Genomic DNA, 24,833 nt, shown 5'->3' with positions numbered 1-24,833 from the left:
AATAAAAAGATTTGCGGCGGTCCGCTTCAAGGACCTAGCCTAGAAATATCCACAGGGAGAAGAACCATGATCCTGACAGACACCAAAGGCCAGACCGAACTGCCCCGTTATCTGGGCTCCGTCCTGTCGATGATGGAAGGCATGCGGGCAGGGCGCTTGGACATCCGACTTGAGGATGGGCGCGTGTTCCGGTGCGAGGGCAAATTGCCCGGTCCGGTCGCAGAGATTGTAATCCATCATCCGGACGTGTTCAGCCGCCTGATCCGCGAGGGCGATCTGGGTTTTTGCGATTCCTATCTGGATGGCTGGTGGAGCAGTCCGGACCTTCAGGCCTTTATGGATCTGGTGCATGACCAGCAAGAGTCGGTCTATGACGGCTTTCCGGGGCAATCGCTTGTTCGCGCGATGGAAAAATTCCGTTTCTGGCTGCAGTCAAATACCAAGCGCCAAGCGCGCAAAAATATTTCATATCATTATGATCTTGGGAACGACTTCTATAGCCTATGGCTGGACGATACGATGACTTACTCGTCGGCGATCTTTAAGTCTGGCCAAGAAGATTTGGAGACTGCGCAGATCGAAAAATACAAGTCGATGGTCGACCGGATGGGCGTAAAGCCCGGGGATCACGTGCTCGAGATCGGCTGCGGTTGGGGCGGGTTCGCCGAATATGCCGCCAAGGAGCGTGGGCTCAAGGTTACAGGCCTTACGATCAGCAAAGAGCAGCTTGCCTATGCGCAAAAGCGCATCGCAGACGCAGGTTTGTCGGATCAGGTAACGCTCAAATTGCAGGACTATCGTGATGAGACAGGCGTCTATGACGGTATCGCAAGCATCGAGATGTTCGAAGCTGTTGGAGAGAAATACTGGCCCACATATTTCAAGACCGTGCATAACTGTCTAAAGCCTGGCGCCTCGGCAACGCTTCAGATCATTTTGATCGAGGACAAGCGTTGGGACACCTACCGTAAGGGCGTGGATTTCATCCAGAAATACATCTTTCCGGGCGGAATGCTGCCGTCTCCGCGTGTCCTTCGTAATCAGGTCGAGCAAGCTGGGCTCAAAGTCCGTGATACCTTTGAGTTTGGCCAAAGCTACAGCCAAACCCTGCGCCGCTGGCACGAGACCTTTAACGAACGTTGGGATCAGGTTGCCAGCCACGGCTTCGATGAACGTTTCCGCCGCATGTGGAATTTCTACCTGACAGCTTGCGCTGGCTCGTTCAAAGGCGGTATTTGCGATGTAACGCAAATGACAATCGAAAGACCTGCTTAAACATGCCTACCGCGTCCCGCCTGATTGCAGCACTTCTGATGGCAGGGACGGGTATCATTTTGGCGCTTGAGTTGCGCGAGCTGCGGGACAGCTTGCGCTTCTACCCATTCTTTATCGAGTTTAACGCTTTGCTTGGGGCGGTCATCGGTTGGAAACTGGTCGGGGCACGCGTTGGATATGGATGGGCACGGGCCGCAGCCACAGGGATCAGCGGCGGCTTCGTTACCCTTATCCTTGTCGTATTCGGATTGGCATTTCGGGAAATGCTAAATCGAGCGTTTCGAAAATTCTACGATCATGCTTTAGAGGCCATTCTAGCCGCAGTGAAAATTGGAATAACCGACTTGTTGGCGATTTCTGCGACTGCGATGATCTTGCCCGTGATTATGGGGGCAGTGTTGTCCGGTTTGGGGGCCGAAGCCGCAGAGCGCCGCTGGAGATAAAAAATGAACGACTTTTTCGTTTATGGCACGCTGCGCCATAAACCCCTTCTCGATCTGGTAGCTGGCGCCCCGGTCGAGGCCATCCCCGCACGTATTTCGGGCTTTGCCGTATATTGGGCGGCGGGCGAGAGCTTCCCCATGATTACTGCCGAAGAGGGCGGCCAGGCCGAGGGTCTGTTGCTGCGCAATCTCACAGGCATTCAGCGAGATCGACTGGACTATTACGAACTGGCTTTCGGGTATCAGCGCGCCGATGTCTGCGTAGACCCCGGAACGGGCCATGAGATGGCGTCATGTTACATCGCCGCGCGGCAGCTCTATTCCCAAGGTGAACCCTTTGATTTGGACGCATGGATCGGAAAATGGGCCCCGACGTCCATGCGTGCCGCCGAAGAGGTCATGATGTCTTTTGGCAACGAGGACCCGCGCGATGTTGGGACACGCTTTGGAACCATCAGGATGCGCGCCTCAAGCTATGCCAATGCACAGGCTGATCCCAGCGCGCTGACCCCGTCTGGCCTGACAGCGCAGAACGTGATCAGCCATCGCCGCATGATCCCCTACGCGAATTACTTTGCGGTGGATGAGCATGACCTTTCGTTTCAACGCCACGATGGGTCCCCCAGCGAGGTGGTGAACCGTGCGACGTTTATGGCGGCAGATGCGGTAATTGTGCTGCCCTATGATCCGGTGCGGGACCGCGTTCTGCTGGTCGAACAATTCCGTGCAGGACCCTATTTCCGTGGTGATCCGCATTGTTGGGCGCTGGAACCTGTCGCAGGCCGTATCGATCCGGGCGAAACTGCGATCGAAGCTGCCGAGCGCGAAACCCGCGAGGAAGCACGGCTGGAGATGTCGCGCCTGATTCCGGTGAATCGCGGATATCCATCGCCCGGATGCTCCAGCGAGTATTACCACCTGTTTGTTGGCCTTGCGGACCTGCCCGATGACATCGTTGGCGTCGGCGGCGAAGAAACCGAGGCAGAGGATATCCGGACCCATCTTTTCAGCTACACAGAACTTATGGAGATGGTCGACAACGACCGGATTAGCACGCAGCCGACCTGCCTTTTGGCGCTTTGGTTATCACGGGCACGCGACGGATTGCGCCAGACGGGTTGAGTTCGCCCACAGACACCCATATTCATGTCGCTGTAACACGAGAAAGGGCGCATGATGCGAATTGCACAGGATCTGGCCGGAGCCATCGGGAACACCCCTCTGATCAAGCTGAAGAAGGCCAGCGAAGAGACCGGGTGCACGATTCTGGGCAAATGTGAGTTCATGAACCCAGGTCAGTCGGTCAAGGACCGCGCGGCGCTCTACATCATCAAAGACGCGCTGGAGAAAGGCCTGTTGGAGCCCGGCGGCACCATTGTCGAGGGCACAGCCGGTAACACCGGTATTGGTCTGGCACTGGTCGGCGCCTCCATGGGCTTCCGCACTGTGATTGTCATCCCCGAGACCCAGTCTCAGGAAAAGAAGGACATGATCCGTCTGGCGGGCGCAGAACTGGTGCAGGTGCCCGCAGCGCCTTATCGCAACCCGAACAACTACGTGCGCTACTCGGGTCGTCTGGCCGAGGAACTGGCCAAGTCCGAACAGCACGGTGCGATCTGGGCCAACCAGTTCGACAACGTCGCGAACAAGCGCGCCCACGTGGAAACCACCGGCCCCGAAATCTGGGAACAGACCGGCGGCAAAGTGGACGGTTTCGTCTGCGCTGTCGGCTCGGGCGGCACCTTGGCCGGTGTGGCAGAGGCTCTGCAGCCCAAAGGTGTCAAAATCGGTCTAGCTGATCCCATGGGTGCGGCGCTGTATAGCTTCTACACCAGCGGCGAGTTGAAGTCCGAAGGTGGCTCGATCACCGAAGGCATCGGGCAGGGGCGCATTACGGCGAACCTCGAAGGGTTCACCCCCGACATGGCCTACCAGATCCCCGACGAAGAGGCGCTGCCGATCGTCTTTGACACCCTGTCCGAAGAGGGCCTGTGCCTTGGCGGCAGCTCCGGCATCAACATCGCCGGCGCGATCCGTATGGCCAAGGAGATGGGACCGGGCCACACCATCGTGACCATCCTGTGTGACTACGGCACCCGCTACCAGTCGAAGCTGTTCAATCCCAGCTTCCTCAAGGAAAAGGGTCTGCCTGTCCCAGATTGGATGACCGTCGGCCCTAAGAGCATCCCGGGTGTCTTTGTTGACAACTAAGGCCTTTACGATGATGCGGCGGCTCCTCTGGGCCGCCGTTTTTGTGACACTCGTTCCCTTTGCGGCGCTCGCGCAGGCCGACAGGGTAGATTACAGCGCATGGAACGATCTGACCCAAGAGGTCGAGGCCGAGATCGAGGCAGAACCGCACGATGTAGACGCGCTTGAAACCTTGCGCGGCCGGATCTCCGATTTCCGAAATCAGTTCCAAACCGCCCAAGACGCAAATAGCGAGCGCATTGATACACTAAAGGCGCAGATTAGTGCCTTGGGCGAACCTCCAGCCGAGGGCGAGACCGAGCCCCAAGCCATCGCAGAGCGTCGCGAGGACTTGAATGACCAGCTGCAAGAGGCTGAAGTTCCACGCGTAAAAGCGGATGAGGCTTACCGCCAGGCGGATGGCTTGATCGCTGAAATCGACCGCATCATTCGCCGCGAACAAGCAGAGCGGCTGTTCTCCTTGGGGCCTACGCCGCTTAATCCCGTGATGTGGAATGAGACCAGCAAAGCGCTGATCCGCTATGGCAGCGCGCTGGTCCAAGAGGTGCGCGATGTCTTTGCGGACAGCAACCGCCTGAATGACGCGCGCGAAGATGTGCTCCCCGCGATCTTGTTCATTATCGTCGGCGTTCTGTTTCTGACCCGTGCACCCGACTGGATCGAGGCGCTGGTCACAACGATTTGGCATCGGATCAGACGTGGGCCAGGTGTGTGGAGCCTGCTCATCTCGCTCGGCAAAGTGATTGTGCCGGTGCTTGGGGTGGCCATGATCGTCTCTGGCTTGCAGGTGTTGCAGCTGACAGGCGAGCGGGGGGCCGCACTGCTGTCGGACATGCTGCTCTATGTGGGCGTGATCATGTTTGCGGGCTGGCTGTCTGGTCTGCTGTTCCCTGACGGTGATTTTCGTGCCATCACCTCGATCCCTCAGGAAAAGCGCAAAAAAGTACGGCGCAGTGGCATATTGCTCGGGGTATGCCTCGCGGCGGATTTGTTGGTGAATGACGTCTCCAACCGAGAGGAATTCTCGGTCGGGGTGACGGCCGTTCTTATTTTTCCGATCCTGCTGGTGACGGCTTTTACGCTGCTGCATTTGGTTAATACCCTACGCCACAGCATGAAAAGCGAGTCCGAAGAGAGCGATGGGACGGCATCAAACGTCGCGCAGATATCTCTTCGGATCATGGCTTTAGCGGCCATTCTTGCACCGATCATCGCAGCAGTGGGCTACCGAAACGCGGCCGAAGGTCTGCTGTATCCGATGGTCGGCTCGCTTGCGCTGTATGGCATCTACGTGGTTCTGCAGCAGTTCATCCGTGATCTATATGCGATGCTCTCGACGCAACCCGAAAGCGCCGACGACGCGCTGCTACCGGTGCTCTTGGGATACCTGCTGGCGCTTGGTCTGCTACCGGTTCTGGCGCTGATTTGGGGTGCGCGGATCTCTGATCTGACCGAGCTCTGGGCACGGTTTCGAGCGGGCTATACCGTCGGCGATACCAATATCTCGCCCACGGATTTCATCAGCTTTGCCGTGGTTTTTGTCATCGGCTACGGTCTAACACGGTTGCTGCAACGGGCGCTGAAAACCTCGATCCTGCCGAAAACCCGTCTCGATCTAGGGGGTCGAAACGCAATGGTGTCCGGCATGGGCTATGTCGGGGTTTTTATCGCGGCAATGGCGGCGGTTGGCGCAGCTGGGATTGACCTGTCGAACCTTGCGATCGTTGCGGGTGCGCTGTCTGTTGGTATCGGTTTCGGTCTGCAAAATATCGTGTCGAACTTTGTGTCGGGCATCATCCTGCTGATCGAACGCCCGATTTCCGAGGGGGATTGGATCGAGGTCGGCGGCGAGATGGGCTATGTCCGCTCTATTTCTGTTCGCTCAACGCGGATCGAAACCTTTGACCGCACGGATGTGATCGTTCCGAACTCGGATCTAGTCAGTGGCAAGGTCACGAACTGGACGCGTGGCAATACGATTGGTCGCGTGATTGTACCGGTCGGCGTGGCCTATGGCAGCGACACACACAAAGTCGAAGAAATCTTGATGGAAATTGCCAAAGAGCATCCAATGGTTCTGCTACAACCACCGCCCTTTATCTATTTCAAGGGGTTCGGGGATAGCTCGATGGATTTTGAAATCCGTGCGATCATTCGCGATGTGAACTGGGTGCTGAACGTGAGTTCAGACTTCAATCACGCCATTGCCAAGCGCTTTGCAGAAGAGCAGATCGAAATTCCGTTCCCGCAGCGCGACTTGTGGATGCGTGGCTACCCCAGCGCGCAGCCTGTGCCGACGGACGACACACCAACCCACCAACCGGCAGCGGGCCTGCCGGACGTTTCTGACAATGGAGCTGATGAATGACCGATCCTCTGTTCCGCGACGACGCGTATTTGCGCTCGGCTGATGGCAATGTAACCCGCCTGACGGACGAAGGCGGAATCGTGCTGGACCAAACCGTGTTCTATCCCACAGGCGGCGGCCAACCTGGTGACAGCGGAATTCTGACGTGGGACGGGGGCCGGATCGAGATCGCGACCACCATCAAGGGCGAGGGGGATGAGATCATCCTTGTCCCCGGAGAGCCTGCGCCTTTGCCCTCCGTTGGCTCTGTGGTTCGTCAGGAATTGGATTGGGAACGGCGGCACCATCACATGCGAGTGCACACAGCGCTGCACCTGTTGTCTGTTGTGGTGCCTTTGCCCGTCACGGGGGGCTCTATCTCCGAAGAAAAGGGGCGTCTCGACTTTGACATGGAAGAGGCGCCCGAGGACAAGCAAGCGATTCAGGATGCCTTGAACGCCTTGGTTGATCGGGATCTCATGGTGACCACCCAATGGATCAGCGACGAAGATCTGGATGCAAATCCCGGTTTGGTTAAGACCATGTCGGTCAAACCACCACGCGGGACAGGGCGCGTGCGCCTGGTCAGGATTGGCGACACGACCGAACAAGTTGATCTACAGCCCTGCGGCGGCACCCACGTGCGCTCGACCTCAGAGATCGGATCTGTCCGGATTGGCAAGGTCGAGAAAAAAGGCCGCCAGAACCGGCGGATAAACCTGCATATTGACTGAAATTCGGTGTTGCAGCCGCTGAATGTGTGGATATAAGGGTCCGCACTGGACAGTTGGCCGAGTGGTCGAAGGCGCACGCCTGGAAAGTGTGTAGGCGGGGAACCGTCTCGAGGGTTCGAATCCCTCACTGTCCGCCACACCTCCCTACCTCTGAGCTTTGCTATGTTGGGTGCATGTTCTTCTGCGCTGTCAGTGTAGAGCTTCACCTGAACAATGACGTCCTCACCCCGCCAGTATGCTGTGCACTTTGATGGGATTATTTGTTCTGCAATTCGAATTTCGTACGGTTTTGCAAATACGTCCAATCAAGCCCTTTCATTTTTATTTATATCAAATTAATACTAATAATTGATTGGATCGTTGAATCAGTTCAATTGTTTATTTTGATTGACGCAACCTGAATTTTCCAAGGTTTTATCAAAAATCATGCCCTAGGGCTGAACTCGTGCAGACTAGCTTTAGATACGTGGCTGCTCAGGGTTGCGCTTCGATTTGATGTCAGAGTGCCATTTTATTGTTTTTAATAAAGAAATTAAAACATCTGAAACGGGATTGATATGCTGATTACCGGAACCAGCGAGCGTGACACTCTCAGGGCAGAGGAAGAGGGCGTCGTTGTAGATGCGCTTGGCGGGAATGATTTCATCTTTAATAACGTGGCAGGCACAACGCTGATCGGCGGCGCGGGAAACGATCACTATCGTTTGTACAATGGCGATACGACAATCATCGAAGAGCTCAACGGCGGCTATGATGTCATCTGGGCCTATGATCATGTAGTGATGCCCGACAATATCGAGGCTCTGGAATTCAAGCGGACGTCGAATTGGTACACGATCCAAGGGAACGCGCTCGACAATAACATCATTGCAGGGGCAGGCGACCAAGCCATCGCTGGTGATGCTGGCGATGATACCATGACGGGCGGCGAAGGGCGCGATCAGTTCTCGTTCTCTTTGGAAGACGGGCACGATATCATCACGGATTTCGCAGTAGGTGAGGATATTCTCACTTTCTGGGATATGGGGGTAGATCAGTTCTCGGACTTGATGGCGTTGGCCTCAGACACGATGGACGGGCTTTTGTTTACCTTTTCTGCCGAGCAATCGGTTCTGCTAGAAGGGGTCACTTCGGACGACTTCTCTGAAGCGGACGTTCTGGTTGAAACGCTGGATCCCGCGCTTTTCGAGAATGCAAAGATCGTGTTCGAGGATAACTTTGATAGCGAGGCATCGTTGACCAGTGGCCTTTGGACGACGACACCTGCGAACGGTCATCCAGTGACCAATGCGATCGCACGTGGGAACCGCTTCCAGCAGTATGTCGATGCGGACTCGACCACAAGCGACGGCACTCCGATCAACGTGAACCCGTTCAGCGTCGAGGATGGTGTTCTGTCGATCACTGCGACACGGACGCCCGAAGCCCTGCAGGATCAGATCGAGGAGGAGTGGCTCTCAGGAAGTCTGGAGACCCACGGAACCTTTGAACAAACCTACGGATATTTCGAGGTCCGCGCCAAAACGCCTGCGGGGCAAGGGCTTTGGCCAGCCTTCTGGTTTGTGCCCTCCGACTACACTTGGCCGCCTGAGTCTGACGTTCTAGAGGCGCTTGGGAGCTTGCCCAATGTGTATCGTGCGGCGACCCACGGGGAACTCTGGGGGGATAAGGTCACGATGGCGGATTCGTGGCTTGTCCCAGATACCAGCGAGTCGTTTCACACCTATGGGGTTCTCTGGACACCGGAAAAGCTGGTCTACACCTTTGATGGAAAGGTCATGCTCGAAACACCTACGCCAGCGAGCATGCACAAACCTCATTCGTTGCACCTGAACCTAGCTTTGGGCGGATGGGACGGCGACCCCGACGAAACGACACCAGATGGGGCCTCGTTCGACGTTGATTACGTAAGAGTTTGGGACATTCCTGAGCTGGCAGAACAAGCGGCCAATACCGACATGAGCGCTTACGGCGATCTGGAGAATGGCATCCTTTATACCAGCGAATTTGGCGAGACTGATTTGTATGGGGATGACGTCGTGCGCGCTTCTGAAGGAGGGCCCGATTTGACGCTTGCTGTAGACGGGCAGAGCACTCTGGTCGGCACCGCAGACGCAAATGTCTTGACCGGCAACGATCAAGGTACGGTATTTAACGGACTGGCAGGACATGACAAAATCGTCGCTTTGGGTGGTGCGGATTACCTAATTGGCGAATCTGGAGACGACACCCTTGATGGGGGCCAAGGGGCGGATACGCTGGTTGGCGGCGCAGGGGACGATACCTACATTCTGCGCGCGGGTGACGGTGGGGATGGCCCATCGGCCGAGCTGATCATTGAGACCGCGGGCGAAGGTTTCGACCAGATCGTTTTTGCAGATCTAAGGCCAGATGATGTCCGCAGCTACATTGATTGGGCGCGTTGGCATATCGTGGTCGATGGTGCGGATGGTCTTGAATATTTTTCGGTCAAGGTCACACCCGGACTCGGGGGGCACGATGTTGGTTCGTATATCGAGCAAGTGGTCTTTGCAGATGGGACTGTTTGGGACATGACTGGCGCGCTCTATCTGCGCGGCGACGACGAGGCGAATGTCAGCTCCGGTTCGGTTCATGACGACACCATCCTTGGCGAAGGCGGAGATGATACGCTGGTAGGTATGAACGGCGACGATACGATTGACGGCGGGGATGGCGTAGATATGCTCTACGGCTGGAAGGGCGCAGATGTACTGACAGACAGCGGCTTCGAAGATGGCGACCGGATGTATGGTGAGGGCGGCAATGACACGCTGACCGGCGGTGTTGGCTACGACTCACTGTACGGCGGGGCTGGCAAAGACACTCTCAGGGCCAGTCGAGACGCCGATTTTCTGGATGGTGGCGCGGGCAATGATACCTTGCTCGGCAACGGCGCTCGGGACACGATGAATGGCGGTGCCGGAGACGACATGATCAAGGGCAACGGCAACCGCGACTGGATTGACGGCGGCGAGGGCGACGACAAGCTGGTCGGCGGCGGCGGCAACGATATCATGTCGGGGGGCGCAGGGAACGACGTTGTCAGTGGCGGTACGCGTCATGACCTACTGTATGGCGACGATGGTAACGACAAACTCGTCGGTCAAAAAGGCGATGACACCCTGTATGGCGGCGAGGGCCGTGATGTTCTGACCGGAGGCGAAGGTGCGGATTTGTACATTCTGGATGTGACGCAGACGGATGATTTGGATTTCATTCAGGGCTTTGATCAGTCCGAAGGAGATCGCTTCAATATTATCGGGCTGACGGCTGGCGACATCCTAAGCTTTGACGTCTTCGAGCATCAGAACGGCAATATCTTCCTTGAAGTCGATATCAATGGCGAAACAACGCGGCTGGCCAAGATCACAGACTTCGTCGCCAGTGATCTGACGGTTGAAATGCTTGCGGATCAAACCGAGGCCTATCTCATCTGATGTGCTTTATCAAACTCTGCCCGGTGCATTACTGGGCAGAGTCGTCTGTTTACGCCGTAGTCACGTCTGCGAGGGCGGCAAAACGGCGCCACGGGGTTTGGCGGCCGATCAAACGCTCCAGCTTCTCGACATCACGGGCATAGTAGTCGGTTAGATAGCGCTCTGTGTCCGCGGTCATAGGCGCCACCACATCGCGGATCGACTGGCGGTTTGACGCGCGGAGTTGTTTGATCGGAGGTACGGCTTTGGCCGTTTCAACAATCCGGCCCATGCCGTTTTTTCGCGCGAAATTTCCGAACTTCCACAGGGTCTCTCCAACAGCGGCATTCTTGTAGCGCACGCTCTCGTTCGCACGCAGATCCAAGAAGTCGTCCAAGGGCCGCAGGCCCAACGCATCCGTGACCTGTCGCGCCATGGCGGCGCGGTCGATATGGATGTCTTCTTGAAACATCACGTGGATCTGGTCTGCGGGAAAGACATCGTACCATCGCTTTAGGTGATGCGCGTACCGACCCTGATCGCGGTAGAGCGGATTGTTGTCGAGTGCAGTTTCAAAGACAGTATTCTTGCCAGAGGCATGCCCTTTGCGGACCTCATGCAAATGGTTGGAAAAGCACCGCGCGACGGGATCCCGCAAAGTGACAAAGACAGTCATTTTAGGGTTGTAGGCATATGCCCGTGCGGGTGCATCTGGGTGGATGAAATATGAAGGCGAGATTTCACCGCGCGCGATGCTGGGACTGTCACACGCAAAATGACGATCGTACCACTCGTAGCCGCGGTCGAAATAATAGCTAAAGAAATCGACCTCCTTGTCTTCGCTCACCTGCACATCTGGGCTCTGTTGCAGCACACCATATAGCCAGGTCGACGCGCATTTCTGCGCCCCGATCCCCACGAAGGTTGCCCGTGTATCGTTCATCGGTGTCTCCAAAAAATCTTTGTTTTTAAATGTCGGGTAGTGGTCGGTCATCATTAACTGAGCCCAATCAATTGACGCAGCGCTTCCTGACCGATCCCCTCAACGAGCAGGCTGTCCTCGTCCGAAAAAATAATCTGCGTCCCCTCTGGGACGTCGCGGAATCGCCAGTCCGCTCGGGTTGCGTTGAGCGCGTCCGAAAACAACAGGCTGTGGTTCGGACCAAAGCCACGCAGCTGATCTTGCGCGCTGGGCAGATCAATACTGACCCGCACATTCGCTAGGTCTTGAGGAAGGACAAATAAGTCATTTCCCACGCTGCCTTCTAGCGTGACGTTCTTTACCGTCGTCTCGAGCCTGCTTCCTTCTGGTCGCGCGGTGAGCGTGATGCCTTGGGCCTGTGCGATCGCGCGTTCAATGTTCGCAGGGACCACCATGTCGATGCGCGAGATGATTTCGTCAACGCCGCCGTCTATGGGTTCGTCGATCACGGTTTCAGGGTGCGTGACAAAATAGCGGTCCGAGCCAGATGTCCCGACCATCCTAACCGGTGCGCCATCGTCTGTGTACCACGCCTCTGGGTCATCACTGTTTAATACGCCATCGCCGTCGGTATCGCTGAGCGCTGCGCTGGGTTTCAGGGCATTCACCCGCCAATGGTCCAAAGGCACCGGCCATTTGACGTCAAACTGATGAGGAGAGAATGCTTCTACGGCCGTCTCTTTGAAAATAACGGTATGAGGATCACCAGGGTCCGCACCTGTCGGCAGCCAAACGTCGGGACCCACCTGAGTCAGACGCTTCATGGCGCTCGCTGAGGAGGCAAAGGGATATCCCTCTAGCGTCACAACATCATCTGGCCCAAAACCCGAAATGACCTTGTTAAAGCGACTCCGGGTCAGTCCAATCTGGTCGCGCCCACCAGTTAGGTGAACCACATCAAAGCCATCCCCTGGCGCGATATAATCGTCCCCCTGCGTGTCAAACACTCCGGTGCTACGATGATCGAAAGCAGAGGCCCCGTCTGCCAAAGAGAGTTTGGTTTCAGGACTCAAAGCTCGCACCACGACGCTTTGCACTACGAAAGCGTTCTGAGGGTCGAGAACACGGTCAATCGCGTTCGGGCGCGGGGACCAGAAGCCCCCGCGCGCCGTAAACTGGTCATTCGCGATCAAAAACATGGGATCGTGCACGTCATCGGGCGTTGGTGTCCGGTAAACTTCCCTTAGACTGTCGCGGTCCTTGCCGAAGTAAAAGACGATGCTCTCTGGCGACCACATGACCGCATAAGTATGAAAGTCATCGTAGATATTCGCTTTGAACTCGCCTTGCGCATCAACCAGCCGCCAGAAATTATAGACAGTCGTGTTGCCGCGCTCTTTTGACTTAGGGACGGCGTTTTCCAGCTGCTCGGCAAAGGGGTTCGTGATGTTGACCTCGTGGGTCTCCTCCATGTTCCGATCCCGTGCATCAAAGAACACGGCGGTATTGAAAGTGTTGTCTTTGGGCGTCGGCTGATCGAGACCCGCGCCATACGCTTCGACGACATCGATCTCTGGCGGCCAGCCAAGCCCAGCGTGGGTTAACCAAAAAGCGGGCCATCGGCCTTTGCCCCGTGGAAACCGTGCGACAATCTCGAAATACCCATATGTCTGCGCCCACGTTTGCGACGTTGTAATCTCGGCACTCGCATAGCGCACGCGCTCCGCTTGCTTTCCTTGGCCGGTGCGGTGCATGTAATCACGAACAGCCTCTTGGGTCACGGCAGGTAAACGCGCAGACCGAAGGTGGAGTCCGTCCTTCGTTGGCGCGTGAAGAACAGGCAGCGCGTCATCGGCATCTCCCTCAAGAACGCCATGATCCAGAAATACCGCTTCGGCAGCGTTGGTCATGAGCCGCCCATTTCGGGGTAGAGTGCTCCACAGTCCTTTCACGCCGTCATATCGGTTCAGCCCCTGTTCAAACCGTTCTTCCAAAATAAGAATCGTGTTCGATAGGTCTGGCCCCGAATGACCTTGCGTACCCGTTACCCCTATCGAAATGATTGCCGCCCAAAGGTGGAGATATTTCGGGAAATGTACGGCGAAATGCATTGTCTGACGTCCAAATCGATACATTGAAAATTGCAAATACAACTATGCCGCGATATTGATAAATGCGGACTATTGCCATTTCACTAGCATTATAGCAAAGGCTCTGTCATTAAGAAGCTATTAATTGGCAAATATACGGCATCGTGGATTGCATCATGCAGGCGGATACTTCGGCGGGCGTTGCGCCCCGTTCTCCATTTCGAGAGATATTTAAGAAAGCTGCGTCTTTGCTTGGGGCGCGGGTATTTGGCAATACACTGACATTAGGATATACCGTTCTGATAGCAAGGTTGGTGCCCGCAGCGGAATTTGGTATCGTCATGGCCGGGTTCTCTTGGGCGATGCTCTTGTCTATTGTTCTGTCGCTGAATGTTGAATCCGGATCTATTCGTTTCCTTGTTGGATACATTGATGCTGGAAATCGAAGCCTTGCGACTGGCTTTGTTCACTATAATCGTCTGCTGATTGGTGCATTCAGTGGTCTGTCTCTTGTTGCTTTCGCACTGCTGTGTTGGGCAGATGTCCTCGATGCGTCTCAAGAGGTCGTGCAAATATTTGGGGTCGCGTTGATCGCCGCGCCAATCGTTGCTCTGACCCGCGTGTACGGTCGTCACGCAACAGCTTTGGGCCAAGTCTTGCGGGGCGGATTGCCGATTATGCTTGCACGGCCGGCAACAATTTTCTGTCTTGTTGGGATCGTTTGGCTGAGTGGTGCGCAACCAACTGCGCTGCAATTGATCTGCCTTATCTTGGCTGCTTTTGTTGTGACAGCGGGCATGCAGGCCTACCTACTTCGTCAAACCTTCGGGTTCGCCCAAGGTGCCGCTCCAAATTATGCCGATCAACGCAAGTGGCTCGAGACCGGCTTGGCGATGGCACCCTTGCTTTTGCTGCGTGACAACCTGAAACACGTGATTGTCGCGAGTGCGGGGCTTGTTTTGAGCGCTACGGAAGTTGGTCAAGTTGCCCTCGCGCTGTCGATCATGAGCCTGCTGTACTTTGCGATCAAGGCAGTCGACATCTCTTTGAGCCCGCAATTATCCAGAGCCCTGCAGGCCAAGAAGACCCAGCGCGTTACCGAATTGGTTGGCGCCTCTGCCAAGCTCAAGCTCGCCGTTTTGGTGTCTGGTGCCGTAGGGGTGATCGTTCTCGGTGACTGGGTTTTGGGACTGTTTGGGGAAGAATACCTTGCGGCCCACATGGCATTGTTGGCCGCAGCGATGATCCCGCTTGCGGATGGCCTGTTTGGGCCAGCGCAAATTGTTCTGAATGTAAGCGGGCACCAGCGATACGTCTTCGTGGTTGCGGGTTTTGGCGCAATACTGTTGTTCTTGGCGACACTTTTGGGGGGCTGGGGCGGTGGTGCCATCGGTGCAATCATTGGTGCAAGTCTAGCCTACACAATTCAACAATACCTTTTGTGTTTAATGTCAAATCGATCCGCAGGGATCGACACTTCTGCTTTAAGTGTTTTGCGTTAATAATCGATCAATCGACTCCCTGCGTTTATTTAACCTTCTGAATATGGAATTTGGTCGTTCTTCGGGGCTGTATTGATCAATTTGCAATTCCAACTGCATTTATTCAATTGCCTACAAATATCATTTAGGTACATTGATTGGGAATCGGATGGTTAAGTGCCTCTGAAATAAATTTCGTAATAATTAATTACACAATTTATTTGTGTCCCTATTTCGTGGAGAGAGTGCCGTGCGCTTTGATATGACGGAGCGAGATCGTTTCATGCCCGAAGTTGATCTAGGCGACGTGCTTCGGAATATGCAGCAAAAGCTGTTCCGTAGATGGCACCTGATTGCGGTATTCGTTTTCATTGCGGCTGCTTTGGCTGTGATCTACGTGGCGCGTGCAACGCCGCAGTACACGGCGAATGCGTCGATCCTTATTGACCCACGAACCGGGCTGAACCCTGGCCAAAACGAAGGTTTGGCGCCGGGGCTTCTGACCTCTGACGGACTGACTGTGGATTCCGAGCTTCGCATCCTGGGTTCGCGCGAAGTCACTGCCCGTGTGGTCAGTGCGCTCGGCCTAGAAGAGGTTGAAGAAGACAGCGAGGAAAGCTCTGGTCTTGGTTTGATGGATCTGGTCAAGGGTCTGATGGCGGGCCTGCGCGGTTCCGAAGCAGACGCGGATCCAGAGGGATTGTCTGATGAGCTGGTCCGCCAGCGCGAACTCGAAGTGCTGAGGACCGAGTTTGTGCGCGGCCTTGAGATTCGCCGATCAGGCGACAGCTATATCATCGACATTTCCTATACCTCTCCAGATCTGGAATTTGCGCCTTTGGCGGTGAATACGCTGATCACCGAATACCTTGAGTTATCGCGCGAGCAGAACATCGCGGGGGTTGAGCGGAACCAGCAGTGGCTGGCTGGCCGTATCGAAGAACTTGGCAAAGACGTGGAGGAGGCGGAAAATGCAGTCTCCGTCTTCCGCCAAGAGAACAATTTGCTGAGCCCCGAAGGATCGCTTCTGCCGATCGAGGTTGCGCTAAATGCTGCGATTGACGAGCAGGTCCGCCTGAGCACACAGGCGCTGGCGCTTGACGTCCAGATCGAACAACTTGGCGAACAGACCGCTGCAGGGCAGTTGGACGCTGTCCAAGTCCAGCCCGAAGACCGCACCAAAGCGCTCGAGGAATTCGAAGCGATCTACGTGGAATTGCTGCAGCAGGAGCGGATCGTTCTGCTGAACCGCGACGAAGAGTCTGCGGCAGCGATCAACTTGCGCAACCGGATTGAGCAGCAAGAAACGCTGATCCTAGAAGAATACGGCCAAGTGAAAGAACGGCTCGAAGCGAGAAGTGCGTCCTTGCACCGCCAGATCGCTGCGACCGAAACCCTGATCGAAGGGCTGAGTGCTGACTACGGGGATGACTCGCAAAAGACCGTGGAATTGCGCGGCCTCGAGCGCGAAGCGAACGCCAAGCGCGAACTCTATGAGCGCCTGCTCGAGCAATACAACAGCGCCTCGCAGTTGGTTAGCTTTGACGCGACTTCGGCACGGGTGATTGCGTGGGCCGTGCCGCCGGACAGCAAGTCGGCCCCCAGGTCCAAGCAGATCGTCGCAATCGCAATCTTTAGTGGCTTGGTTCTGGCTGTCGGTTTGATCGTTGTGCTTGAGGCTTGGGACAACAGCTACCGCAACAAACAAGATATCTCTCAGGAGTTGGGGCTCGACTTCCTTGGCATTTCGCCGCGGTTCGGCTCTGATCGTAGCTTCCGCCGGAATGCGCTGTCGACCAAGTGGAAAGCATTGCGGTCGCGTGGTGGCGCTCTGTCGCAGATGGACCGCAGTGCCATGTGGTTTGACTTTGCTGCGTCCCATCCAACGTCGATTTTCGCGCAAACCATGCGGGCGATCCACTTCAACCTGACGATGCTGCGGCGCAAATCGTCTCAGACGCGGCAAGGGATGGTTGTTGGTGTCACGTCGTCTGTCAAAAACGAGGGCAAGACCAGCACTGCGCTGAACCTTGCGACCTATCTAGCAAGCCAAGGCGAGCGCACTGTTTTTGTGGATCTGGACGTCATGTCGTCCGAGGCAACGCATTTGCTGAATCCTGCCGTGCCGGAAACGAACAGCCTGTCCATGTTGTTACAAAACGCAGAGCAGACGGCTGCGCGGCTCGAGCCGGTTCCTGACACCCCGAGCCTGACCCTGATTGGCAATTTCGACCAGATTTCCAGCCTTGGCCCGCAGCATAGCGATGCTCTGGCCGAAGCATTGGCGCACCTGCAGACCAAGTACGACTACGTGGTCGCGGACTTGCCCCCGTTCCACGGGGTTGCAGAGACGACATTCCTGTCTGGTCTGTGCTCGAGCCTCGTCTTCGTCGTCAAATGGGGGGGCACACAGCGTCCAGAAGTGAAGTCCGCCCTCCGCAAGGCAGGCGATGCCAAGTCCAAGATACTGGGCATCGTGTTCACCCAAGTGCGCCTCAAGGCCTACGACGCCACCAGCCGCCACGAAAGCTACTACCTCTGAACCGTTCATGGGGCCCAGAGACCCGACACGCCGATTTTGAACCGATTGAGACGATGATGAAACTTCATTCCATTCAATATTTGCGCGCATTGGCGGCGCTGGCGGTCGTGGGCCTTCATGCCAGCAAGCGGGTCGAGGATCAGCTGCCTGAGGCGGCGCTTCCACTTTTCCAGCTGGGGCACGCGGGCGTGGATTTGTTTTTTGTGATCAGCGGTTTCATCATTTGGTTCATTGGCAAAGGCTCACAGCAAGATCCTGCCACGTTCCTGATGCGCCGCGTCCTTCGGATCGCACCGATGTACTGGGGGGCAACGTTGCTTTGGCTTTTGATGGTCCAAGCGACTGGCGCTGGATGGATTTCGATCACGCCAGAGCACGTGATCCAATCCCTAACGTTCATACCGCATTTTAACCCAACATTTCCCGAGCGGATTTGGCCTGTGCTCATTCCCGGTTGGACGCTGAACTATGAGATGTTCTTTTATCTGGTCTTCGCTTCGATGCTTATTCTGCCAGAACGTCAGAGGCTCCTCGGGATCGTTTCTGTGATGATGGGTCTTGCGTCCTTGGGGGTGGTGACGTTCCCGAGTTCGGCTTTAGCGCAAGCGTACACTAGCCCGATGCTACTGGAGTTTGCGGCTGGGTGTCTGGTGGCAGAACTTTGGTTCCGTGCTCAGGGCGGACCGCTGCGCAATGTGCTGATGATTGGACTTGGCGTGTCCTTGTTCGCGATCTACGGGCCCGGCGTTGCTGAGAGTGACCACTGGAGCAGAGCTTTGTTCTTTGGCATTCCTGCGGCGCTGGTCTTGTCTGGCGTGGTAGGGCTTGGTGCGGCGATCCCCGCCATGCCGCGCCTAGAGCAGCTTGGCGACGCGAGCTACGCCATCTACCTCTTCCACGTGATTTTATTGGTCCCCGCAGAACGTGTCTGGTCCATGCTGCCGGCGTTTCATGGGTCACAAAGCGGTTTCGTGTTCATCGCTGTGTATCTCGCCATGACCTGCGTCATCGGCGTCTGGATATTCGGGCGCGTTGAAACGCCGATGCAGCGTTCTCTCGGAAAACTCGTCTCATTCTCTAAAGGAAAGCAAGCCTATGAGAAGTGATAGCCCCACACTCCAAGCCCCCAAGCGAATAGAAGTCTTTGGCTTTGATGTGGCTGAAATCTCGCAAATTCGCCGGATCAGAGCGCTGGCTGCGCTGGGTCACCAAGTGCACAGCTTTACCATGCGGCGAGAGAACATGAACAAGGCGTTCGAGCCCGATTGGCCGAACACGCACCTGTTTATGACCGAGAACGAGAACCTAAAAAAGCGTGTAGCAGTTGTTGCGAAATCCATCTGGAAGATGCGGCGATACCGCAAGAGCCTCGCGACGGCGGATATGATCATTGCGCGCAATCTGGACATGCTGGCGATTGCCTGCGCCGCGCGTGTGATTTCTGGGGCTGCGCGTACGCCCATTGTCTACGAATGTCTGGATATCAATGGGGCGCTTTGCAGAAACGATCTAAAGAGCCGGCTCATGCGTGCAGCCGAACGGTTTCTGCTGCGCCACGTTCAGTTGCTGGTGGTGTCGTCTCCGGGCTTTGTCAGAGAATATTTTGCGCCGATCCAGAAGTATGTTGGTCCAACGGCGCTGTGGGAAAACAAGCTGGCGGCTGGGTGCCATTTGCCCGCGCGGCCGACGCAGCGACCATTGGTGGATCGGCCGCTCCGGATCGGGTGGGTCGGCACTATTCGCTGTGCGCCAAGCTTGCATATCTTGGCCGACCTCGCGGACAGGCTTGGACCCAAGGTCGAAATCCGGATTCACGGTGTCGTCCATCGCCATGCGCTTCCGGATTTTGATGATGTCGTCGCGGCGCGCCCCTCGATGACGTTTCGTGGCGGTTACGCGTATCCCGATGATCTGACCCGCGTCTACGAGGACTGCGATATCGTGTGGGCGCAGGATCTGTGGCAGCGGGGGAATAACTCTGACTGGCTCCTCCCCAACCGGATTTACGAAGCTAGTTGGGCAGGGTGCCCCAGCATCGCTCTGGCTGACACCGAAACTGGGCGCCGGATCGAGGCTGATGACTTGGGCTGGGTGATCCCATCGGGTGACGGCAGAGCCTTGGCGGAACTCCTCAGCACCCTTTCGCCTTCAGCAATTCAGGCCAAGGGCCAAGCGCTGCTCGATCGTCCCGAAACCGATTTTGTCCAATCCTACGAAGAGATTGAAACCGTTGTGAGGCAACTGTGCAGCCAGAAAAAAGGATCAATCTCATGAACGCCTTAAGCCAGTCCTTTTACACGGCGAACGCGCTTGATCCGCGTTCGGTTTTGGTCGCTATCCCCACTTTTAACGAAGAGGCGCATATCGCGAACACCTTGCAAGAGCTATTGGATAACGATGTCGCCATGCTGGGTGTTAAGATCGTGGTCGCGGACGGGGGGAGCACAGACCGCACCTGCGAAATCGTGAGCCGATTGGCCGAGCGTTACCCCAATCTAGAACTCATCCATAACCCCGACAGAATCCAAGCCGCAGCAATAAATCGGGTGGTCGAAACATGCGCCGAAGCGCATCACGAGTACCTTGTCCGGGTCGATGCCCATGCCAAGTACCCGCGCGGCTATGTCTTGCGCGTCGCTAAGGCGTTGATGGTTCATGATGCCGCCGCGGTCGCGACCGTCATGGATTCTGTCGGCGACAATTGCTTTCAGCGTGGTTCCGCATGGGCCATGGAGACGATACTGGGGACTGGCGGCTCCAGCCACAGGGGCGGGCATAAGTCTGGCTATGTCGATCACGGACATCATGCAGGGTTTCGTTTGGACTTCTGGCGCCAGACCGGTGGGTATGACACCACCTTCATTGCGAACGAGGACGCGGAGCTCGACTATCGGCTGGGAATGATCGGCGGGAAGATCTGGCTCGATGCCACGATCCGCCTTGACTACATCATGCGGGCTACGGCGATGAAACTTGCCAAGCAATATTGGAACTACGGCACGGGCAGGGCGCAGACGATCCTTCATCACAAAATTCAGCCGCGTCTGCGCCAGATGATGCCGCCGGTAATTTTGCTGGTGAATTTGTTCAGCATTCTTCTCGCGACGACGTTCCCTATGCTCATCCTTTTGCCTGTTTCATACGTGCTGATCCTCGCTGGAACAGCGTTGTTTCTGGCGGCAAAGCATCGCTGTAAATGCGCCCTGATGGCGGCGCCAGCGCTGTTCATTATGCACCAATGCTGGGGGGCGGGGTTCCTTGTCTACATGTTGCGGAACGTGAGGCGCTGGGTATGAAGATCGACGTTTGCATCTGTACCTACCGACGCGCTCATATCCGCGACACGCTGCTTTCGGTTGGGGCGGCAACGATCCCAGACGGTGCGGCCGTGAACACTATCGTCATTGATAACGATGTGACACCCAGCGCATCAGAGCGCGTTGCCGAGGCGGCAAAAGCGTCTCATTTGCCGATCTCTTACCATCACGTGGCGGGTGCGAATATCTCGATCGCGCGCAACGCAGCGCTGGACCGCGCAAGTGCGGACTGGATTGCATTTCTGGACGACGACGAGGTGGTTGATCCCGATTGGCTGACCAATCTCATCGCTCGGCAGGTCGAGACTGGAGCAGATGGCGTCTTTGGTCCGAGTTATGCCAACTATGGCAAAGATGCGCCCGCATGGATCCGCGAGGGCGACTTTCATTCGCAGTTCGCAGCGCCGCGTGATGGGATTGTTCAAACTGGCCACACCTGCAACGGCCTGCTGCGTTGGCGCGGCACCCCTTGGCAATCGCAGCGCTTTGACATCACGCGGGGCAAGTCCGGCGGTGAGGATACCGAGTTCTTTTTCCGACTTTGGCGTATGGGGGCAGTCTACGCGATTGCCACAGATGCCATTGTCCGCGAAGACGTACCGCCAGCGCGCCTCTCGTTGCATTGGCTCCTCAGTCGCCGTTTCCGCATGGGGCAGAGCTACGCGGCCTCTGCGCAGTCGCCGATGCGTCGGGCACAACTCTTCAGCTTAGCGGCGGTGAAGTCGGCTTACTGCTATCTCCGCACGGTGCAAAATCTGCGTAACCCAGTCAAAAAAGCGTTCTGGATGATGCGCGCGACCATGCACGCGGGCGTTTGCGCGGGGTGTTTGGGGGTGCGTCAACCAGAGTTATACGGAGGGTAGGATGCAGCCAACAACCAAGCTTGACGGATTGCAATGCGGGCGCGCAGTGGCGGCGCTTATGGTCGCTGTGTTCCACGCCAACGTCTTTCTCTTGCCCGCCAAGTTCTATGATGGCCAAGGCGCTGGCGCGATATTCGGCTTTGGCTATGCAGGGGTCGAGTTCTTCTTTGTTTTGTCTGGATTTATCATGATGTTTGTCCATGGCCGTGACCTTGGACATCCGGACAAAGTGGGCACTTTCCTGTCAAAGCGCATTTTGCGTATTTACCCAATCTACTGGATCATTCTTACGGTCTTACTGCTTCTCTATGTTCTGTCACCTGGCAGCGGGCCGCAGCATGCGCAGGATCCGATCGCGATCTTGGCTTCATATCTGCTGTTTCCACAGCCGGACAACGGTCCGATTATGCGGGTGGCGTGGACCCTGCAGCACGAGATGCTGTTCTATCTGATCTTTGCTACTCTCCTGATCAACCTCCGCCTTGGCATTGCGTTGAGTGCGGTTTGGGTCTGTGGTTGCCTTGCTGTGCTGGTCTCTGGTGTCGATACCGCGTATCCCGTGGGCTTTTTCTTTAAATCGCACAACCTATTGTTTTTATTCGGTGTTGCCGTTGGCGCGGTTGTCCGCCGCGTGCCACAGAGCATGGCCCGCATCTGCTTCTGGGGAGGGGCGCTCGCCTTTGTCAGTCTCGGAGCTTTCGAAAGCCTCAACGACGCGCCGCTTCCCGAAGCATGGATGCCGATCCCCTATGGTGTGGCTTCGGCATTTATCATTATCGGCCTCGCGAACGGCGTTCTGCCCGCACCGCGCTGGCTGACCCTGCTGGGGGATGCGTCCTACGCGATCTACCTCGTTCACATGCCAACCATGACCATCGCTGCGGTGTTTATCGCGCGATCAGGCCTCCACCACATCTTGCATCCTTTGGCGATGCTCGGACTCATTCTCCTCCTGGTGAGTGTGGTGGGGGTCTTTGTTCACAGGGCCGTCGAAAAGCCTTTGCTTTCGTATTTCAAGCGGCGTGCCTCTCCTATTGTAAAAGCTCAGATTTAAGAGTCTCTTATGTCCAACACACTCAAAAGACTGCCTCATTTTATTATCATTGGTGCCATGAAGTCGGGGACGACCAGCCTCTATCGCTATCTGGCCGAACATCCCGACATCGAGATGTCCCGAGAAAAGGAAACAGACTTCTTTGTCGCGGAGAAGAATTGGGAACTCGGGATGGATTGGTATTCCAGCCAGTTCTCCTCTGATAAGAAGGTGCGCGGAGAGGCGAGCCCGAACTACACCAAGCAGCGCGACTTTCCCGGCGTCGCAGAGCGCATGCATGCGCTGTGTCCCGAACTGAAGCTCATCTACATCGTTCGCGATCCGGTGTTGCGTGCGGTGTCCCAGTTCAAGCACAGCTTTATTCAAGGCACACTCAATCCGGAAATTCAGACCTTTTACGGGAGCCACGAATACGAGCACATCATGGACGCGAGCAAATATGCCTCGCAAATGGATGCCTATCTCGCTGTATATCCCAAAGAATCTATTCTGGTTCTGGATTTCGATGACTTGGCGACGACACCGCAAAAGTGCATGGATCAAATCACCGACCACATCGGGATCGCGCGTCATGCTATTTTCCGCAAAGGCAAGCAAAACGATAGCGTGGAGCTGTCGCGCATTCCCGCGCCGATCCTCCGCTTTGCCCAGACACGCAGCGGGCAGCGGATGGCCGCGATGGTTCCGCGTAATGCAAGGGACAAAGTGCGCGGTCTGCTCGCACGTGGCAAAGAGCGTCGCGCGCCCGAATTCCCTGCGGATTTGTTGGCAACGATGAAGAGCGAACTTTCCGCGGAAACCGCACGGTTTCGTGCGATGACAGGGCACCAATTCGCGAATTGGTCTGTTTAACCTGACATCTGAAGATGGTCTTGAAACTCTGATGAGCCGGCGCCTGATCGCGCCGGTTTTTTCGTTTCAGCCCGCAAGGTCCGCAGACACCACCAGGATATCGCCAGGCATGAGTTCGGTGTTGATCGTGACGACCTGCGCCGCAAAACTCTCGGCGCGCGGCCCCAGGATTTCGAACACAATGCTCGCACCACCCGTGACGTTCGACAAGCTATCAAGGCCGCCAGTCAGAAGTGCGATTTCGTTCAACGAAAGCAGGTAGTTCTGCTGCGCACTCGCCAAACGGCTTTTGGCGTTTTGCAGTTGGACCAAAGCGGTCTGGCGCTGCTCCGACAGATGGTTCAGCCGCGTCCGCTCTGCCATCCCGATCGCGCGCCGCGCCGTCAATTTCGCATTCTCGAGCGCGAGCAGATCTTCGCGTTCTTCAGCCAGCCGGCGCCATGCTTCGAGCGCGCGGGAATTGGTACTCAGTCCTTTCTGCTGAAGCGCGTTGGTGTTGTCCAATTCACTGGTCAGTTGCGCGATGATCTCTCCCTTGAGGGCGATGCGCTGATCCAAGAGCTCGATCTGCTTGCCACCCTCTGCGATCTCTTGTTCCCATGACTGCAGCAACGCGGCATCGCTTTGCCGTTTGCTGGTCAGAATGATGTTTTCTCCTTCGAGCCGCTGCTCGATGTCCGCGTCTGTAAGGTTCGGGATGGCGTCGCGCATTTCGTTCGTCAGGGTCGCAGGCTGGTCATCTTCTGAAAGAAAGGCGTTCAGCCGTGCCATCAGCAGGATGTTCGCAGCGATCTGGTCCGCATGCTCCATCGACCTGCGCCGCGCCGCCATTGAGGCGACCTCGAGTCCGTCGCCACTCCGATGCAGTGTATCGCTACCGCCCGCCATCGCGAGCGCGACCCCGACCGTCATACCGGGCACGAAATCATACGCGCCGCCTTTTTCTGCCAGACCCGCGATGATCACGGGAGCGTACTCTATGATCTCGACCGACACTGTCGGGATGCCGCTGAACCCTGCATCCAGCATTTGACCTGAAATTTCCTGCTCCATTTCATCGAGCGTCCAGCCCTGGGCAGGAATGCTCCCGAGCTCTGGTAGACGCAGGTTGCCGTCTAGGTCGATGGTTGAGGTGCGGGGGCTCTCGATCAGATCGTATTGCAAAGAGAGTTGATCACCGATGGCCAACCTGTAGGGCTCTGCTTGCGCGCTAGCACCGAAAGAGATGGCAACAAGAGCCGATGTGAGCATGAAAAAGCGCATGA

At 56.3% G+C, this 24,833-nt stretch carries 18 protein-coding genes and 1 tRNA gene; 16 read left to right on the top strand and 3 right to left on the bottom strand.

Annotated features, from left to right (window positions below; genetic code table 11):
• The first annotated feature begins 66 nt into the window (after positions 1-66).
• The 8 genes from N4A58_RS01280 to N4A58_RS01245 all read left to right on the top strand — a co-directional run bounded on the left by N4A58_RS01280 (position 67) and on the right by N4A58_RS01245 (position 10,468).
• The gene (locus N4A58_RS01280) at positions 67-1,275 is read left to right on the top strand and encodes a cyclopropane-fatty-acyl-phospholipid synthase family protein (RefSeq protein ID WP_293707175.1); all 1,209 of its coding nucleotides are present in this window, start codon (positions 67-69) and stop codon (positions 1,273-1,275) included.
• 2 nt (positions 1,276-1,277) lie between these two features.
• Positions 1,278-1,718 carry a TrgA family protein gene (locus N4A58_RS01275; RefSeq protein WP_293707172.1) on the top strand — a complete coding sequence of 147 codons (441 nt, stop codon included), beginning with the start codon at positions 1,278-1,280 and terminating at the stop codon, positions 1,716-1,718.
• Between the two features lie 3 nt (positions 1,719-1,721).
• Complete coding sequence (locus N4A58_RS01270) at positions 1,722-2,840, top strand: NUDIX domain-containing protein (protein WP_293707169.1); 1,119 nt, start codon at positions 1,722-1,724, stop codon at positions 2,838-2,840.
• Between the two features lie 54 nt (positions 2,841-2,894).
• Positions 2,895-3,929, top strand: coding sequence for a cysteine synthase A (locus tag N4A58_RS01265; protein ID WP_293707349.1), 1,035 nt, complete (start codon positions 2,895-2,897; stop codon positions 3,927-3,929).
• A complete protein-coding gene (locus tag N4A58_RS01260) occupies positions 3,910-6,297 on the top strand; it encodes a DUF3772 domain-containing protein (RefSeq protein WP_293707167.1) in 2,388 nt (795 codons plus the stop codon). Before N4A58_RS01265 ends, N4A58_RS01260 begins: the two co-directional genes overlap by 20 nt.
• The gene (locus N4A58_RS01255) at positions 6,294-7,010 is read left to right on the top strand and encodes an alanyl-tRNA editing protein (RefSeq protein WP_293707164.1); all 717 of its coding nucleotides are present in this window, start codon (positions 6,294-6,296) and stop codon (positions 7,008-7,010) included. Before N4A58_RS01260 ends, N4A58_RS01255 begins: the two co-directional genes overlap by 4 nt.
• A gap of 47 nt (positions 7,011-7,057) precedes the next feature.
• A tRNA-Ser gene (locus N4A58_RS01250) sits at positions 7,058-7,147 on the top strand.
• Positions 7,148-7,567: 420 nt separating this feature from the next.
• A complete protein-coding gene (locus N4A58_RS01245; RefSeq protein ID WP_293707161.1) occupies positions 7,568-10,468 on the top strand; it encodes a family 16 glycosylhydrolase in 2,901 nt (966 codons plus the stop codon).
• A 49-nt stretch (positions 10,469-10,517) separates the two neighbouring features.
• On the opposite strand, the gene N4A58_RS01240 is transcribed toward N4A58_RS01245, so the two are convergent.
• Positions 10,518-11,390, bottom strand: a complete 873-nt coding sequence (locus N4A58_RS01240) for a sulfotransferase (RefSeq protein ID WP_293707159.1) — start codon at positions 11,388-11,390, stop codon at positions 10,518-10,520.
• Positions 11,391-11,443: 53 nt separating this feature from the next.
• Positions 11,444-13,279 (bottom strand): glycoside hydrolase family 16 protein, encoded by a 1,836-nt coding sequence (locus tag N4A58_RS01235; RefSeq protein WP_293707157.1) that lies wholly within the window; start codon positions 13,277-13,279, stop codon positions 11,444-11,446.
• 356 nt (positions 13,280-13,635) lie between these two features.
• Here N4A58_RS01235 and N4A58_RS01230 point away from each other — a divergent pair, with 356 nt between their 5' ends.
• The 8 genes from N4A58_RS01230 to N4A58_RS01195 all read left to right on the top strand — a co-directional run bounded on the left by N4A58_RS01230 (position 13,636) and on the right by N4A58_RS01195 (position 23,568).
• Complete coding sequence (locus N4A58_RS01230; RefSeq protein WP_293707155.1) at positions 13,636-14,961, top strand: MATE family efflux transporter; 1,326 nt, start codon at positions 13,636-13,638, stop codon at positions 14,959-14,961.
• Positions 14,962-15,223: 262 nt separating this feature from the next.
• Positions 15,224-17,482: a Wzz/FepE/Etk N-terminal domain-containing protein gene (locus N4A58_RS01225; RefSeq protein ID WP_293707153.1), complete on the top strand. Its 2,259-nt coding sequence runs from the start codon at positions 15,224-15,226 to the stop codon at positions 17,480-17,482.
• A 56-nt stretch (positions 17,483-17,538) separates the two neighbouring features.
• The gene (locus tag N4A58_RS01220; protein WP_293707150.1) at positions 17,539-18,588 is read left to right on the top strand and encodes an acyltransferase; all 1,050 of its coding nucleotides are present in this window, start codon (positions 17,539-17,541) and stop codon (positions 18,586-18,588) included.
• Positions 18,578-19,756 (top strand): glycosyltransferase, encoded by a 1,179-nt coding sequence (locus N4A58_RS01215; RefSeq protein ID WP_293707149.1) that lies wholly within the window; start codon positions 18,578-18,580, stop codon positions 19,754-19,756. The genes N4A58_RS01220 and N4A58_RS01215 overlap by 11 nt, the downstream gene beginning before the upstream one ends.
• Positions 19,753-20,778 carry a glycosyltransferase family 2 protein gene (locus tag N4A58_RS01210; RefSeq protein WP_293707147.1) on the top strand — a complete coding sequence of 342 codons (1,026 nt, stop codon included), beginning with the start codon at positions 19,753-19,755 and terminating at the stop codon, positions 20,776-20,778. The genes N4A58_RS01215 and N4A58_RS01210 overlap by 4 nt, the downstream gene beginning before the upstream one ends.
• Entirely contained in the window at positions 20,775-21,662 is an 888-nt protein-coding gene (locus N4A58_RS01205; RefSeq protein WP_293707145.1) for a glycosyltransferase family 2 protein, read from the top strand. The genes N4A58_RS01210 and N4A58_RS01205 overlap by 4 nt, the downstream gene beginning before the upstream one ends.
• Before the next feature lies 1 nt (position 21,663).
• On the top strand, positions 21,664-22,716 hold the full coding sequence (locus tag N4A58_RS01200) for an acyltransferase (RefSeq protein WP_293707144.1): 1,053 nt from the start codon (positions 21,664-21,666) through the stop codon (positions 22,714-22,716).
• Positions 22,717-22,725: 9 nt separating this feature from the next.
• Positions 22,726-23,568 carry a sulfotransferase gene (locus N4A58_RS01195; RefSeq protein ID WP_072706397.1) on the top strand — a complete coding sequence of 281 codons (843 nt, stop codon included), beginning with the start codon at positions 22,726-22,728 and terminating at the stop codon, positions 23,566-23,568.
• A gap of 66 nt (positions 23,569-23,634) precedes the next feature.
• Here N4A58_RS01195 and N4A58_RS01190 read toward each other — a convergent pair whose 3' ends face one another.
• A complete protein-coding gene (locus tag N4A58_RS01190) occupies positions 23,635-24,831 on the bottom strand; it encodes a polysaccharide biosynthesis/export family protein (protein ID WP_293707143.1) in 1,197 nt (398 codons plus the stop codon).
• Positions 24,832-24,833 lie beyond the last annotated feature (2 nt).

This window comes from Donghicola sp. (genome assembly GCF_025210255.1).
Lineage (GTDB): Bacteria > Pseudomonadota > Alphaproteobacteria > Rhodobacterales > Rhodobacteraceae > Donghicola > Donghicola eburneus.
This window is presented reverse-complemented; position numbering and strand designations above follow the sequence as displayed.

Bases quoted from the DNA above. Each gene is read 5' to 3' on its own strand.
- N4A58_RS01280 (WP_293707175.1), top strand. From the start codon at position 67: ATGATCCTGACAGACACCAAAGGCCAGACCGAACTGCCCCGTTATCTG.
- N4A58_RS01275 (WP_293707172.1), top strand. From the start codon at position 1,278: ATGCCTACCGCGTCCCGCCTGATTGCAGCACTTCTGATGGCAGGGACG.
- N4A58_RS01270 (WP_293707169.1), top strand. From the start codon at position 1,722: ATGAACGACTTTTTCGTTTATGGCACGCTGCGCCATAAACCCCTTCTC.
- N4A58_RS01265 (WP_293707349.1), top strand. From the start codon at position 2,895: ATGCGAATTGCACAGGATCTGGCCGGAGCCATCGGGAACACCCCTCTG.
- N4A58_RS01255 (WP_293707164.1), top strand. From the start codon at position 6,294: ATGACCGATCCTCTGTTCCGCGACGACGCGTATTTGCGCTCGGCTGAT.
- N4A58_RS01245 (WP_293707161.1), top strand. From the start codon at position 7,568: ATGCTGATTACCGGAACCAGCGAGCGTGACACTCTCAGGGCAGAGGAA.
- N4A58_RS01240 (WP_293707159.1), bottom strand. From the start codon at position 11,390: ATGAACGATACACGGGCAACCTTCGTGGGGATCGGGGCGCAGAAATGC.
- N4A58_RS01235 (WP_293707157.1), bottom strand. From the start codon at position 13,279: ATGACCAACGCTGCCGAAGCGGTATTTCTGGATCATGGCGTTCTTGAG.
- N4A58_RS01230 (WP_293707155.1), top strand. From the start codon at position 13,636: ATGCAGGCGGATACTTCGGCGGGCGTTGCGCCCCGTTCTCCATTTCGA.
- N4A58_RS01225 (WP_293707153.1), top strand. From the start codon at position 15,224: ATGCCCGAAGTTGATCTAGGCGACGTGCTTCGGAATATGCAGCAAAAG.
- N4A58_RS01220 (WP_293707150.1), top strand. From the start codon at position 17,539: ATGAAACTTCATTCCATTCAATATTTGCGCGCATTGGCGGCGCTGGCG.
- N4A58_RS01215 (WP_293707149.1), top strand. From the start codon at position 18,578: ATGAGAAGTGATAGCCCCACACTCCAAGCCCCCAAGCGAATAGAAGTC.
- N4A58_RS01210 (WP_293707147.1), top strand. From the start codon at position 19,753: ATGAACGCCTTAAGCCAGTCCTTTTACACGGCGAACGCGCTTGATCCG.
- N4A58_RS01205 (WP_293707145.1), top strand. From the start codon at position 20,775: ATGAAGATCGACGTTTGCATCTGTACCTACCGACGCGCTCATATCCGC.
- N4A58_RS01200 (WP_293707144.1), top strand. From the start codon at position 21,664: ATGCAGCCAACAACCAAGCTTGACGGATTGCAATGCGGGCGCGCAGTG.
- N4A58_RS01195 (WP_072706397.1), top strand. From the start codon at position 22,726: ATGTCCAACACACTCAAAAGACTGCCTCATTTTATTATCATTGGTGCC.
- N4A58_RS01190 (WP_293707143.1), bottom strand. From the start codon at position 24,831: ATGCGCTTTTTCATGCTCACATCGGCTCTTGTTGCCATCTCTTTCGGT.